Raw genomic sequence first — 14504 nt, 5'->3', positions numbered from 1 at the left:
ATGACGGCCGGCGCGCATCTGCAATCTGTAAGCGTTAGCTTAAAAATTACTGAGATTTTGAATCGGAGGTTTCGGCACGGGCGGCTTCGACACGGGCCGCCTCGACCCGGCTGGCTTCGACGCGGGCCGCCTCGACACGGGTGGCTTCGACGCGGGTGGCTTCGACACGGGCGGCTTCGACGCGGGTGGCTTCGACACGGGTGGCTTCGACGCGGGTGGCTTCGACGCGGGTGGCTTCGACACGGGTGGCTTCGACACGAGCGGCTTCGACACGAGCAGCTTCAACCCGAACGGCTTCAACGCCAGACGCTTCGACGCGGTGAGCTTCAACCGAGCGGGTTGCCTCTGCCACGCGTGCGGCTTCAACCGACCGAGTCGCTTCAACTGACCGAGCGGCCTCGACCGACCGTGCGGCTTCGACCGAGCGGGCGGCCTCGACCGACCGAGCAGCCTCAACCGACCGGGTGGCTTCAACCCCGCGCGCAGCTTCCACCGACCGAGCGGCTTCGACCAAGCGCGCAGCTTCCACCGACCGAGCGGCTTCGACCCCGCGCGCAGCTTCCACTGTCCGAGCGGCTTCGACCAAGCGCGCAGCTTCCACCGTCCGTGCGGCTTCGACCGAGCGTGCAGCTTCCACCGAATGAGCGGCTTCAACTGACCGGGCAGCTTCAACCGAACGAGTCGCTTCAACCGACCGGGCAGCCTCCGCGATCGACTTGCTGCGAATGAACGCCGAGCCAATCTGATTGTTTGCTTCAATGCGCTCAAATGCGCGGTGCGCTTCCGCAACTCTTGCTGCTTCCACGCTCGCGGCTTCGACCCGGTGGGCCTCGACACGGGCAGCTTCGACCTTTTGAGCTTCTGCGAGTACGGCTTCGACCTGCTCGACTTGCGCGCGAACCGCTTCGACCTTCTGAGCCTCGACTCTAGTGGCTTCCACGCGGCTTGATTCAACTGCTTGCGCTTCTGCGACCTTATTTTGTGCATCCGCTGTTGAAGTATTTGCGGCCATTTTTGGTCTCCAAAATAGAAAATCGTTGTGTCGCCAACGAAAGTTGCAGTAAATGCTTGATGCCCCATATTTTGCGGAAAATGCGGGGCATCGGAATTAAAGGTAGCACCGGGAAATGCGACTTCAAGCTGTATTTATTTCCAGTGATTTTTGGTAAATTGGCTTCGGATTTATTGACGGCGATGAAATGTAATTATTGAAATAATGGCTGAAGTATGTCTTTAAATTAAGCGACGTTTTATGAAGTGGGTGGCGAATAATTGATTGCAATGTGATCGCGAAGTTTGGAGGCTGGATTTTCTGTTGCGAAAAGATAAGGTGGGTAAATTGATATGGTGGGCGGCATTGGACGCGCGGATGTCAATCGAGTCAGCGAAATGCTTGATTGTTTCAAGTGCTTTGTAAGCATCGGGGCGTTGACGCGAGCCCTGTAGTCGTCGGTCGCTCCCAGGCGCGGGAGGCTCGCCAGTCTTGTTGCGCCGCCATCCGGGCGTTCGCGGAAATCCTTCTGCACGCCCCCCGTGTGCAGTGCGTACGGAGTCTGGTCGATGCGGCCCGATCTTCAGCCGAGCGTCGCCGGCCACCGTTGAACGACGGCACGAATCTCGGAATGATTGACGCGAGCCGCCCGTCCCCAACGACTCGATGTCGATTGTTCATCTCGGCATCAGTGAATTTTTTGGATTGAAAAATCGGATGCCGGGTTGTATTGGTGGATATTGAATTTGATAAATGATTTATCTGCGTGGTAAGGCGGAAGATCGAATGGTGGGATTGGTTGATATTGAGGGAAGCATGATGCGAAAGTGTATTGGTGATCTTGTCTGGTTCGTCAGGATCAAGGTGGTCAATCGGGTCGTATGAAAAAATCCATTTTCTCCGTTGCCGCTTGCGGACGCATTTTGTGTGACCGATATGTGTCAAGCGGATTCTGGCAGTGAAAACTCGGCGGGCTTATTTGCTGGTCCGGGAATTTGTGTATCGAACAGGAACGAAGTGGCGCGGCCGCGAGTGTTTCAAGGCGTTGAAGGCGACCCGGAGCACCGCATGGGTCGCGCTCGTGAATGCCGCGGCAGCGCCGGATCGAGCCCCGGTTTGACACGCGGCGTTCGCGGCCATTAAAGTCGCATCGCGGGCCGGTGGGTCAAGCACACACCCGGAACAGGCAGCCGATGTTCCAGGACTACGGGGCTACCCCGTGGATGAGATCGACACCCCGACGCGTCGCAAGGGGCCGGGTTGCGCGTTGCGCAACGCCACCCCTCGCAGTACCGGTCACGTTGGCTCATCGTCCCGCCCATCTTTTTCCATGTCTTCATCCCTGCACGACACGACCCGCACGATTGCCGAAGCGATGCTGGCCGGTGCGCCCGAACGCGCCGGCGTCCTGTCCCGGATGGCCGCTGTGCTCGGCGGCGCGCCGCAGTGGGCCCACGAAGTCGCGGATGCCGCGCTCGCACGTTTCGGTGCGCGCTGGGCGGACGTCGACATCGATGCGCTTGCGGCGGACCTCGCTGATGCGCCGGCTTTCGTGCTCGCCTGGTACGGCAGCGACCGGCCTGCTGCGATCCGCGTCGTGCGGCGTCCGCTGGCTCAGCGGCCGTTGCCTGCGCCGCTCGCGGGCTGCGACGTGCCGCAATGGGCGACGCCCGGCGATCTTGCCGGCTGGCTCGGCGTGAGCGTGCCGGAACTCGACTGGCTGTCTGACCACTGGCGCGTCGACGCGCGCAGCAGCGCGACGCCATTGCATCACTACACGTACGTGGCGCACGACAAGCGCAGCGGCGGCAGCCGCCTGGTCGAGATCCCGAAGGGCCGGCTGCGTGAAGCGCAGCGCCGCATCCTGCACGGGCTGCTCGATCGCATCGCGCCGCACGGTGCGGTGCACGGTTTTCGCAAGGGGCACGGGATCGTGTCGTTCGCGGCGCCGCATGCGGATCGCGATGTCGTCGTCCGTTTCGATCTGGCGGATTTCTTCGTATCGATACGCGCGGCACGCGTTCACGCGCTGTTCGTCACGCTCGGGTACCCGGCCGAAGTCGCGCGCACGCTCACCGGGCTGTGCACCAATCGCGTACCGTCCGCGCGGCTGCTCGCGCCGGACCTGCGCGACCGGTTCGACTGGATCGGCCGCCAACGCTATCGCGAACGGCATCTGCCGCAGGGAGCGCCGACGTCGCCGGCGCTGGCGAACCTGAGCGCGTTCCGGTTCGACATGCGGCTCGCCGCGCTCGCGCGTTCGCTCGGTGCCGCCTACACGCGCTATGCCGACGATCTCGCATTTTCCGGTGGCGGCGCGCTGGCGCGTGACGTCGAGCGGCTGCAGGTCCGGGTCGCCGCGATCGCGCTCGAGGAAGGCTTCGCGCTGCAACTGCGCAAGACGCGCGTGATGCGGCGCGGCATGCGGCAGCAACTGGCCGGCGTGGTCGTCAATCGTCATCCGAATCTGGCGCGCGATGAGTTCGATCTCCTGAAGGCCATCCTGACCAACTGCATCCGGAGCGGGCCGGCATCGCAGAACCGCGATGCGCATCCGGACTTCCGCGCGCATCTCGCCGGACGTGTCGCGCATGCGGCCGCGCTGAACGCGTCGCGCGGCGCGAAGCTGCGCGCGCTGTTCGACCGGATCGCGTGGGAAGCCCTCGAAGCCGGCCTGTAAGCGGACGTATCCGCATCGACGCCGGCCGACGTGTTCTGCAACACGGCACCGAGCACTGCTATCATTCGCGCCATGCCGCGCCAGTGCCATGGTGCGGCGCTTACTTGCCGCCGCCGTTCGCCGTGCTTTCGTACACGGCGGGCTGCGCGTCGCCGGCCCGGTCCTGTCTGCCATTGATTGACGCACGACGTCGTTTAGTGCGTATCGCGCAAGCCATGCCGGCTCAGGCAGACGATTCAGACATTTGACAGCCCCCATCGGCGGAACTTCGTGGTAGGTTCCGCCATCGGAGCTTTTTGCGAAAACATGCCCAAAGAGGATGAATACATGACCCAGGCCCTGCAGGAACTCGAAGCACAACTTCGGGACCTGAACATCAAGCTGTCGGATGCGAAGCAGAAAGAGAAGCAGGCCGCGCTCGCGGCATTCAAGGAACAAGTCGAGCTTTTGGGAATTTCGCAGCAGGAAGTGCTGAGCGCGCTCGGTTACATCGTCCAGCGAAAACGCAAGGCACCTGCCAAGTTCTACGATCCGACGACCGGCCGCTCATGGTCGGGCCGCGGCCCGCGGCCGAAATGGCTCGAAGGCAAGGATCTCGATACGCTGGCCGTCGACCGCGAGGCCAAGACCTGGTGGCCCGGAGACGATCAGGGTTGAGGCCGGCCGGGCCGCCAGGCCACCCGGCGCCGTCCGGTTCGCGCAAGCGGGCCGGCCGGCAACGCTCCGCCAGCATGCTGCTTTTCATTCGGTGTCCGGCCTGACCGCGACATCACCGGCTTCGCCGCCGACACCGGATCGCCGTTTTTCCCTCCCGCTCATTGCCCGCAGATTCCCGCTCGCCGTTCCGCAAGCGGGTGCCGACGCGCGCGCGAACCATCGTTACCGGGGGCTGCCGGCCCTTCGCTCACGGGCACAGGCCTTAAAATGTCGCCGGACAATCGTGGCGGGACACCATGGCAGCAAACATGAATTCTTCGTCGCTCGGCGGCCCGTCGGCCCCGCGCGTGGAGCAGGTCGGCTCGTACGCGTGGAAAGCGCTGGCCGGATCGGCGATCGGCTATGCGATGGACGGCTTCGACCTGCTGATTCTCGGCTTCATGCTGCCGGCGATCACGGCGGCGCTGCAACTGACGCCCGGGCAGGGCGGCGCGCTGGTCACGTGGACGCTGATCGGCGCCGTCGCGGGCGGCATCCTGTTCGGTGCGCTGAGCGACCGTTATGGGCGCGTGCGCGTGCTGACCTGGACGATCCTGCTGTTCGCGATCTTCACCGGGCTGTGTGCGTTCGCCCAGGGTTTCCAGGATCTGCTGGTGTACCGCACCATCGCGGGCATCGGGTTGGGCGGCGAGTTCGGGATCGGCATGGCGCTCGCGGCGGAAGCGTGGCCGGCCAGCAAGCGCGCTCGCGTGTCGTGCTACGTCGCGCTCGGCTGGCAGGTCGGCGTGCTGCTGGCCGCACTGCTCACCCCGTTCCTGCTGCAGCATATCGGCTGGCGCGGGATGTTCCTGGTCGGCGTGCTGCCCGCGCTGCTCGCCTGGGCGATGCGCAACAAGCTGCACGAGCCGGAAGCGTTCGTGCAGCGCGCGACGCAACCGAAGGCCAACGCGTTCCGCCTGCTCGTCGCGGACGCCCGCACCGCGCGCATGAGCCTCGGCATCGTGATCCTGTGTTCGGTCCAGAACTTCGGCTACTACGGGATCATGATCTGGCTGCCGACCTTCCTGTCGAAACAGATGGGCTTTTCGCTGACGAAGTCGGGGTTGTGGACGGCGGCGACGGTCGTCGGGATGATGATCGGCGTCTGGGTGTTCGGGCAACTGGCCGACCGCATCGGACGCAAGCCGACGTTCCTGCTGTACCAGTTCGGTTCGGTGGTGACGGTCATCGCGTACGCGCGGCTGTCGGACCCGACCGCGATGCTGTGGGCCGGTGCGCTGATGGGCATGTTCGTCAACGGGATGGTCGGCGGCTACGGGACGCTGATGTCGGAAGGCTATCCGACCGCCGCACGCGCGACCGCGCAGAACGTGCTGTGGAATATCGGCCGCGCAGTCGGCGGCTTCGGCCCGGTCGCGGTCGGCGCGCTTGCCGCGCACTACTCGTTCCAGACGGCCATCGCGCTGCTCGCCGGCCTGTACGTGCTCGACATGGTCGCGACGCTGTTCCTGATTCCCGAGCTGAAGGGCGTCGAGCTCGAATGAGCGCGGCGATCGCGCGCAATCCAGCGACTTCAACAGAAACCACGATGCAACAGAAGAACAAGACGATCGGCGTGATGGGCTCGGGCAAGGAGCCGTGGCTCGCGTTTGCGGAACCGCTCGGCGCCTGGCTCGCGCAGGCCGGTTTCAACCTGCTGACGGGCGGCGGGCAGGGCGTGATGCTGGCGGTCGCGCGTGCGTTCACCAGCGTGCCCGGGCGGGCCGGCCGGTCGATCGGCATCCTGCCGACGCAGGCCGATCCGCTCGCGGGCTTCGTGCCCCTCGACGGCTATCCGCATCCGTTCGTTGACATCCCGATCCTCACGCCGCTGCCGCGCCGCGAGCCGGATGCGGCGCCGCACACGATCAACCGCAACTACGTGAACGTGCTGAGCAGCGACCTGATCGTCGCGCTGCCGGGCGGGCACGGCACGGCCGAGGAAATCGCGCTCGCGCGGCGCTGGCACAAGCCGCTCGTCTGCTTCGGGCCGGACGGTGCGTTTCGCGAGCTCGCGGCAGGGGCCACGTGCACGTCGTCGCTCGACGACGTGATCCGCTTCGTGGAAGGTGCGTTTTCGGCGGAGCAGGCGCTGGGATAGCGCATCGAATGGCGTCGACACGCGGGTGTCGCGACGTCCTCGCGGCATGGCCGGTTCCTACGTTGTCCGGCCGTCCAGCAGGTCGAGCGTCCGCGCCCAGTCGAACGGCAGCAGCGGGTCGTAGTCGAGCCCGCGCTCGGTCATCCGGTCGACGAAGCGATCCTGCACGCGTGCGCATGCCGCGCTCATCTCCGGCGCGATGCCGCCTTCGCGCAGCGTCTCGCAGACTTCGCGCATTTCCGCCGCGCGGCGGCGGCCGTGTTCGGCGACGCGGCTGATCAGGTAGCCGGGGAGGTCGGGCACCGTCGCAAACTGGTCGAACGTCTTCCGCAACGACGCGAGCACGAGCGCGTCGGCGCCGTACGCGCGGGCGGCGCCCAGGCATTCGACGGTCAGCGCCTCGATGCCCTTGATCATCACGCTGCGGCACATCTTGGCCGCCGACGCGACGCCCACCCGAGCCGACACGGCCCGGGCATTGAAGCCGAGCGCCTTCAGCTCGTGCGCGACCGCTTCGGCTTGCGGGCCGCCCAGCAACATCGGCACGGCGAGCCCGTACGGCGGCACGGGCGCCATCACGGCCGCTTCGACGTAGTGGCCGCCGGCGGCTTCGATCCGTTGCTGGCCGTGCTGCTTCATTGCCGGCGATACCGAGTTGATGTCGATGAAGGTCTGGCCCGGCCGGATGCACGCGGCCACGGCGTCGGCGACGTCCGCGTCGGACGACGCCGTGACGGCGGAGACGATCCACCGCACATCGCGGACCGCATCGGCGAGGGTGGGTGCGACCCGCACTTTCAGGCGCGCGGCCCTGTTGCGCATCGCCCGCGCGGCGTGCGCATCGTCGAGCAGCCGGTCGTACATCGCCACGCGCACGTTTTGCGCAGCCAGCGCACCGCCGAGGAGGCTCCCTGCCTCGCCGAATCCGATGAATGCGATCGTCGAATCGTTCATGCGTGTCGCTCCTTCACGATAGGGGACGGCGGTGCTCACGACGGACGGTATCCGGCGCGCTTATGACGGCACCGCGAATCGATGCCGGGCCGACCTGCCGCCGCTGGATATTGTCGGTTCATGTCCTCCGCGCGGGCAATGCGAACGCGCCGCGACAGCCATGCGCTCTGCTTATCGCACGACGGCAGCGTGCGGTGCGCGCGCAACCTCGGTCGCCACGATGCGGATCGCGTCGATCAACGCGCGCGCAGCCGGCGAAGGCGGGCTGCCGATGCGCGTCATCAGCCCGATATCGCGCGTCGTCTCGCGCATCGGCGGGACGTCGAGCACGGCCAGCACGCCCGAATCGCACTCGTAGCGAAGCTGCTGCGCGGACAGCACCGCGAGCATGTCGGTGTGCAGCAGCAGGCCGCGGATCACCGCGAGGTCGGCCGTCTCGACCGTCGGCATCGGCGGCTTGAGCTTCATCCGGCGAAACAGCGCTTCGAACAGGCCGCGTGCGGGCGAATGAATACGCGGCAGGATCCATTGCGCGCTGGCGAGGCTCCTGATGCCGAGGTTGCGCACGCCGGCGAGCGGGTGATCGCGCCGCGCCAGCACGACGAGGCTTTCCGACATCAACCGTTCGTTGCCGAGGTCGCTCGTCGGGTCGCTCGCGCGCAGCGCGCCGAGGATGAAGTCGATGTCGCCTGCGCGCACGCCCGCGACGAGCGCTTCGTACGCGCTTTCGTCGGTGATCACGCGCACCTTCGGGAAGCGCGTGACGACGCGTGCGACGGCCTCGGGCAGCATCAGCGTCCGGCCGAGCGGCAGCGCGCCGACGGTCACGATGCCCTGGATACTGCCGTGCAACGCGGCGACGTCGTCGGCGACATGCCGCAATTCGTTCAGCGCACGCCGCACGTGCAGCAGGAACGTTTCGCCGTCGGTCGTCAGCAGCAGGCCGCGCGGATGGCGATGGAACAGCGCGAACCCCGCGCCGCTCTCGAGAATCCGGATCGCGCTGCTGACGGCCGGCTGCGTGACGCCGAGCGTGCGCGCGGCGCTCGGCATGTGCCGGTGCCGCGCGAGCGTCGAGAACAGTTGAAGCCGCCGCGTGTTGAGCAGGTAGGCCGGCAGCCCGCCTTCGGCCGATGCCCGCCGGCGTGACTGGCGCAACGCGCACCAGTTCGCCAGCTCGCCGAGTTCGGCGAACACGCGCTCGCCGCGCTTCAACACCGCGCGCCCGACCGGTGTCGCGAGCATGCCCGACGGTTTCCGGTCGAACAGCGGCTCGCCGAGCGCCGTTTCGATTTCCTGCACGGCGCGCGTGACGGCCGATTGCGCACGAAACAGCGTCGCGGCCGCGCGGCTCACGCTGCCGGCAACGGCCACACGCTGCACCGCGTACAGGCATGCGAGGTTCGGGAGTTCGGTGTCGTCCATGGTGCGGTCAAGTGCGGACGGGCCGCATGGCGTGCCGGTTGGTGCGCGGCGCGCCGGCGGCAGATGTCGACCGACTTTACCGGAACGGCGGCGCAGCAGCTTGCATCGTGCTTATCGGCCTATCTGTTTTGTTTATCGGGTTTGGCGCGCGTGGACTGATGGCGGTGCGCGTGATCCGGCGCGCGGCCGGGCGCGTGTGCCCTATCCGGCAGGCCTTCCGGCTATCCATCGGATGAATGGTGCCGCCCTGGAACACCTCAATGTCATGCCGGTTCGACGAAATTTAAGGGTTTTCCCCTGCTTCGTGATGCGGTCGTCGATTGCGTACTTTCGATCCCGGCAGCCGCATCGGCGCAGTTGCCGGCGCAGCGGACCGCCATCTGATTCATTGTTTGTCCGACCACCCCGGGCGTTGCGCGAGCGATGCGCCCATCTGACGAGCGAGGCAGTGCAATGGGACGACAGCAGACATTGGGAGCCGGCAAGCCGGCGGGCGGCATGCACGCCGATGCATCGCCGGGCCGTGCCGCGTGGGCGGACACGGTGCGCGCGGGCATGCGCGGCGGCGTGGCCGGCGCGGTGCTGATCTGGGTCTACGAGGCGCTGGTCTGGGTCGGCGCGCAGCACCTGATGCCGCTGGCCGGCATCCCGCGCAACGCGACGGGGCTCGTGTTCGGCAAGGGCGTGCAGGACGCGCTCGGCATCGGGTCGTATTTCATCGGCACCGCGATTCATTTCGCGTTCGCGATGGCCTGGGGCATCGTGTTCGCGGCGATCTGGCCGTGGTTCCGCCGGCGCGGCTTCGAAGCGACGTTCGTCGCGCTGTTCTTCGCGATCGTCGCGTGGATCGTGATGCACGTGATGATCATGATCGCGTCGAGCACCCACCCGAACTACTTCGACCCGAACGTGATCATCGGCGGGTTCATGTCGCACTTTGTCTTCGCTGTCCCGCTCGCGCTGGTCGTCAAGCGCAGCCTTGCGCCGCAACCGCGCGGCTACGCGTAGGCAGCGGACGCACACCATTCATTCTGTCGCGGCCGGCCCGGCGGGCCGGACCGCAATCGAGCATCAGGAAGGAGCATTGGCATGGCACGGATCATCGGGGGCATCGCGGCCTCCCACACGCCCACGATCGGGTTCGCATTCGACAAGAACAAGCGCGACGACCCCGTGTGGGCACCGATCTTCGAGAACTTCGCGCCGCTGGCCGCGTGGCTCGCCGACCGGCGCCCCGACGTGCTGCTGTTCATCTACAACGACCACGTCACGTCGTTCTTCTTCGATCACTACTCGGCGTTCGCCCTTGGCGTCGGGCCGCAGTGGCATCCGGCCGACGAAGGCGGCGGCGCGCGCGACCTGCCGCCAATCGCCGGGCACCCGGCGTTTGCCGCGCATATCGGCCAGTCGCTGATGGCCGACGAATTCGACATGTCGTTCTTCCAGAACAAGCCGCTCGATCACGGCTGCTTCTCGCCGCTGTCGGTGCTGTGCCCGCACCAGCCCGACTGGCCGGTGCGGCTGGTACCGCTGCAAATGGGCGTGCTGCAGTTGCCGGTGCCGTCCGCGCGCCGGTTCTACCGGCTCGGCCAGGCGCTGCGCCGTGCGATCGAAAGTTATCCGGAGGATCTGCGCGTCGCGATCGTCGCGACGGGCGGGCTGTCGCACCAGGTGCACGGCGAACGTGCGGGCTTCAACCATCCCGAATGGGACGAACGCTTTCTCGACCTGCTCGAACGGGACCCCGAACGTCTCGCCGGCATGCCGCTCGCCGAATACGCGACGCTCGGCGGCTACGAAGGCGCCGAGGTCGTGATGTGGCTCACGATGCGCGGCGCGTTGCCGGCCGGCGTCGTGTGCCGGCATCGCAGCTACTACCTGCCGTCGATGACGGGCATCGCGACGGCCGTCTACGAGCCGGCAGACACCGATATCGACACGGCGGCGGCTGAACGGCACCGGCAGCGGATCGCGGCCGAGCTCGCCGGCGTCGAGCAGCTGCCGGGCACCTATCCGTTCACGATCGCGAAGGCGGTCGACGCGTACCGGATCAACGACTATCTGCACCGGATGATCGAGCCCGCGCATCGCGCGCAGTTCCTGGGCGACCCCGAAGCGAGCTTCGACGCTGCCGGCCTGACTGAGCAGGAGCGCGACCTGATCCGTCGGCGCGACTGGCCGGGCCTGCTGCGTTACGGCGTGATCTTCTTCCTGCTGGAAAAGCTCGGTGCGGTGACGGGTGTATCGAACCTGCATATCTACGCGGCGATGCGCGGCGAATCGCTGGAAGCGTTCCAGCGCACCCGAAACGCGCCCGGCGCGCTGTATTCCGTTGCGGGCAAGAGCGCCGGGCCGCTCGGCTGGGACGGCGCGGAGCAGCAACGCAACACGTGACGGGTGACGATGGCGCGTAACCACGCGCGCCTTCGTTCCACGGTTTCGGCAACGTACCAGGCCATATAAATAGGATGACGAATCGATATGAGCGATCGTCGCCAAGGAGACAGGAGAGACATGATGGGAAGCGGAAAGGCAATCGACATCAAGTCGTTCATCGACGACCGGCCGGTGACACGCTACCAGTGGTTGCTGGTCGTGCTGTGCTGCCTCGTCGTGATCGCCGACGGGATGGACGTCGCGATCATGGGTTTCGTCGCGCCGTCGATCATCCATGACTGGGCGATCTCGCGGCCCGAGTTCGGGCTCGTGATGAGCGCGGCGCCGATCGGCCTGGTGATCGGTGCACTGGTGGCCGGCCCGAGCGCGGACCGGTTCGGGCGCAAGCGCGTGCTGATCGCGTCGGTGTTCCTGTTTGGTGTGTTCACGATCGTGACGGCCCAGGCGCATACGCCGTTCGAGATGGCGATGCTGCGGCTGCTGACGGGCATCGGTCTCGGCGCGGCGATGCCGAACACGACGACGCTGCTGTCGGAGTACGCGCCGAAGCGGATGCGTGCGCTGATGATCACCGTGATGTTCACGGGTTTCAATCTCGGCTCGGCGCTGATCGGGTTCGTCGCGGGCTGGCTGATTCCGCTGCACGGCTGGCGCGCGGTGCTGCTGTTCGGCGGCACGCTGCCGCTGCTGCTGATTCCGCTGCAGATGTGGCTGCTGCCCGAATCGGCCCGGTTGCTGGCCGTGCGCGGCGCGCCGTCGCAGCGCATTGCCGGGTTGCTGAACCGCGTATGCGGCGGGCAATTCGCCGGCAACGAGACGTTCGTGTCGAACGAGCCGCCGCTGCCGACGCGCCGGCCGATCGGCGTGCTGTTCTCGCAAGGCTACGGGTTCGTCACCGTGTCGCTGTGGATCACCTATTTCATGGGCCTGCTCGTGATCTACCTGCTCACGGGCTGGCTGCCGACGCTGATCAAGGACGCGGGCCTGTCCGTCAGCACGGCCGCGAACGTGACCGCGATGTTCCAGATCGGCGGCACGATCGGCGCGGTCGGCGTCGGCTGGCTGATGGACAAGGTGCGGCCGGCGCCGGTGATCGGCGCCGCGTACCTGGGCGGCGGGCTGTGCGTGGCGGTGCTCGCATGGGCCGGGGCGCTGTCGTCGTCGCTCGCGCTGCTGGTGTTCGCGGCCGGCTTCTGCATGAGCGGCGCGCAGACGGGGCTGAACGCGTATGCGCCGGGACGCTACCCGACGGTCGCACGTGCCACCGGCGTGAGCTGGATGCTCGGGATGGGGCGCTTCGGCAGCATCTTCGGCTCCGCGATCGGCGGCGCGCTGCTGGGGCTCGGCTGGAAGTTCGACGCGATCCTGTCGATGCTCGCGGTGCCGGCCACGCTGGCCGCGATCGCGATCATGACGTCGCAGCGCGCGCCCGCGCCCGGACCGCAGGAACTGGAAAACCCGGCGCACTGAGCGCGCCGCGCCGAACCGGCGCGGCGGCCGGCACGCGGCGGAACACGTCATCATACGCAGGAGTTGCAATGATCATCGACATTCACGGCCACTACACCACCGCGCCGAAGGCGCTGGAGGCGTGGCGCAATCGCCAGGTCGCGGCGATCAACAGCCCGTCGGAGCGGCCGAAAGTCTCCGAGCTGAACATCGGCGACGACGAGCTGCGCGAATCGATCGAGCTCAACCAGCTCAGGCTGATGCGCGAACGCGGCCTCGACCTGACGATCTTCAGCCCGCGCGCGAGCTTCATGGCGCATCACATCGGCGATTTCAGCGTGTCGAGCACGTGGGCGGCCGTGTGCAACGAGCTGTGCCACCGCGTGCACCAGCTGTTTCCCGATCACTTCGTGCCGGCCGCGATGCTGCCGCAGAGCCCGGGCGTCGATGTCGCGACCTGCATTCCGGAGCTGGTCCGGTGCGTCGACGAATACGGCAATGTCGCGATCAACCTGAATCCCGATCCGTCCGGCGGCCACTGGACCAGCCCGCCGCTGTCGGACCGCTACTGGTACCCGGTCTACGAGAAGATGGTCGAGTACGACATTCCCGCGATGATCCACGTGAGCACGAGCTGCAACGCGTGCTTCCACACGACGGGTGCGCACTACCTGAACGCCGATACGACGGCCTTCATGCAGTGCCTGACCTCCGACCTGTTCCGCGATTTCCCGACGCTGCGTTTCGTGATTCCTCACGGCGGCGGCGCTGTGCCGTATCACTGGGGACGCTTTCGCGGGCTCGCACAGGAGCTGAAGAAGCCGCTGCTGAAGGACCACCTGCTGAACAACGTGTTCTTCGACACGTGCGTGTATCACCAGCCCGGCATCGACCTGCTGACCGGCGTGATTCCGGTCGACAACATCCTGTTCGCGAGCGAGATGATCGGCGCGGTGCGCGGGATCGATCCCGAAACAGGCCACTACTTCGACGACACGAAGCGCTACATCGACGCGTCGTCGCTCGATGCGCTCGCGCGGCACAAGATCTACGAAGGCAATGCCCGGCGCGTCTATCCGCGTCTGGATGCACAACTGAAAGCGAAGGGGCAGTGATCATGAACGAACTCGGCGTGGTTTACCGCACGATCCACCGCGCGGACGCAGGCGTCGCCGCGCGGCTCGGTGCGCTCGGCTCGGCGACGGTGCACGAGGCGATGGGCCGCACGGGCCTGCTGAAGCCGTACATGCGGCCGATCTATCCGCGCGCGCTGGCGTCCGGCACGGCCGTTACCGTGCTGCTGCATCCGGGCGACAACTGGATGATGCACGTTGCGGCCGAACAGATCCGGCCGGGCGACGTGGTCGTTGCGGCGATCACCGCCGACTGCACCGACGGCTATTTCGGCGACCTGCTCGCGACGAGCTTCAAGGCGCGCGGCGCGCAGGCGCTGATCATCGACGCGGGCGTGCGTGACGTCGCGGTGCTCGAGGCGATGCAATTCCCGGTGTGGAGCAAGGCGATCTCCGCGAAAGGCACGATCAAGGCGACGCTCGGTTCGGTGAACGTGCCGGTCGTGTGTGCCGGTGCGCTCGTCCATCCCGGCGACGTGATCGTCGCGGACGACGACGGCGTGGTGGCGGTGCCGGCCGCGCGTGCCGCGCAAGTGCTGGAGAAGGCGCTGGCGCGCGAATCGAACGAAGCCGCGAAACGCGCGAAGCTCGCGTCGGGCGTGCTGGGCCTCGACATGTACGACATGCGCGAGCCGCTGCGCCAGGCCGGCCTGCGCTATATCGACTGATGCGGGCGGC

The 14504-nt window shown here is 66.6% G+C and carries 12 protein-coding genes; 9 read left to right on the top strand and 3 right to left on the bottom strand.

Annotated elements, in window-relative coordinates; genetic code table 11:
• Window positions 1-46: 46 nt before the first annotated feature.
• Window positions 47-1012: a hypothetical protein gene (locus BCO18175_RS14875; RefSeq protein ID WP_174981946.1), complete on the bottom strand. Its 966-nt coding sequence runs from the start codon at window positions 1010-1012 to the stop codon at window positions 47-49.
• Between the two features lie 1309 nt (window positions 1013-2321).
• Between BCO18175_RS14875 and BCO18175_RS14870 the strand changes: the two genes are divergently transcribed.
• From BCO18175_RS14870 to BCO18175_RS14855, 4 genes are all read left to right on the top strand, one after another.
• Entirely contained in the window at window positions 2322-3671 is a 1350-nt protein-coding gene (locus BCO18175_RS14870) for a reverse transcriptase family protein (protein WP_174981944.1), read from the top strand.
• Between the two features lie 327 nt (window positions 3672-3998).
• Window positions 3999-4328, top strand: coding sequence for an H-NS histone family protein (locus BCO18175_RS14865; RefSeq protein WP_011350265.1), 330 nt, complete (start codon window positions 3999-4001; stop codon window positions 4326-4328).
• A 296-nt stretch (window positions 4329-4624) separates the two neighbouring features.
• Entirely contained in the window at window positions 4625-5872 is a 1248-nt protein-coding gene (locus BCO18175_RS14860; protein WP_174981942.1) for an MFS transporter, read from the top strand.
• A gap of 44 nt (window positions 5873-5916) precedes the next feature.
• Window positions 5917-6468 carry a DNA-binding protein gene (locus BCO18175_RS14855; RefSeq protein ID WP_174981941.1) on the top strand — a complete coding sequence of 184 codons (552 nt, stop codon included), beginning with the start codon at window positions 5917-5919 and terminating at the stop codon, window positions 6466-6468.
• A gap of 57 nt (window positions 6469-6525) precedes the next feature.
• Here BCO18175_RS14855 and BCO18175_RS14850 read toward each other — a convergent pair whose 3' ends face one another.
• Window positions 6526-7422 (bottom strand): NAD(P)-dependent oxidoreductase, encoded by an 897-nt coding sequence (locus tag BCO18175_RS14850; RefSeq protein ID WP_174981939.1) that lies wholly within the window; start codon window positions 7420-7422, stop codon window positions 6526-6528.
• A 171-nt stretch (window positions 7423-7593) separates the two neighbouring features.
• Entirely contained in the window at window positions 7594-8847 is a 1254-nt protein-coding gene (locus tag BCO18175_RS14845) for a LysR family transcriptional regulator (RefSeq protein ID WP_174981937.1), read from the bottom strand.
• Window positions 8848-9300: 453 nt separating this feature from the next.
• Between BCO18175_RS14845 and BCO18175_RS14840 the strand changes: the two genes are divergently transcribed.
• The 5 genes from BCO18175_RS14840 (at window position 9301) to ligK (ending at window position 14494) form a co-directional block, all read left to right on the top strand.
• A complete protein-coding gene (locus BCO18175_RS14840; RefSeq protein WP_174981934.1) occupies window positions 9301-9855 on the top strand; it encodes a hypothetical protein in 555 nt (184 codons plus the stop codon).
• A gap of 81 nt (window positions 9856-9936) precedes the next feature.
• Window positions 9937-11241, top strand: a complete 1305-nt coding sequence (locus tag BCO18175_RS14835) for a gallate dioxygenase (protein WP_174972429.1) — start codon at window positions 9937-9939, stop codon at window positions 11239-11241.
• 123 nt (window positions 11242-11364) lie between these two features.
• Window positions 11365-12714: an MFS transporter gene (locus tag BCO18175_RS14830; protein WP_174982259.1), complete on the top strand. Its 1350-nt coding sequence runs from the start codon at window positions 11365-11367 to the stop codon at window positions 12712-12714.
• Window positions 12715-12782: 68 nt separating this feature from the next.
• Window positions 12783-13808: an amidohydrolase family protein gene (locus BCO18175_RS14825; protein ID WP_174981932.1), complete on the top strand. Its 1026-nt coding sequence runs from the start codon at window positions 12783-12785 to the stop codon at window positions 13806-13808.
• Between the two features lie 2 nt (window positions 13809-13810).
• Window positions 13811-14494, top strand: coding sequence for a 4-carboxy-4-hydroxy-2-oxoadipate aldolase/oxaloacetate decarboxylase (ligK, locus tag BCO18175_RS14820; protein WP_174972425.1), 684 nt, complete (start codon window positions 13811-13813; stop codon window positions 14492-14494).
• Window positions 14495-14504: the final 10 nt, after the last annotated feature.

Origin of the sequence: Burkholderia lata (assembly GCF_902499335.1) — a bacterium.
Lineage (GTDB): Bacteria > Pseudomonadota > Gammaproteobacteria > Burkholderiales > Burkholderiaceae > Burkholderia > Burkholderia lata_B.
The sequence above is the reverse complement of the archived record's forward strand: the minus strand, read 5'-3'. Positions and strand labels throughout refer to the sequence as shown.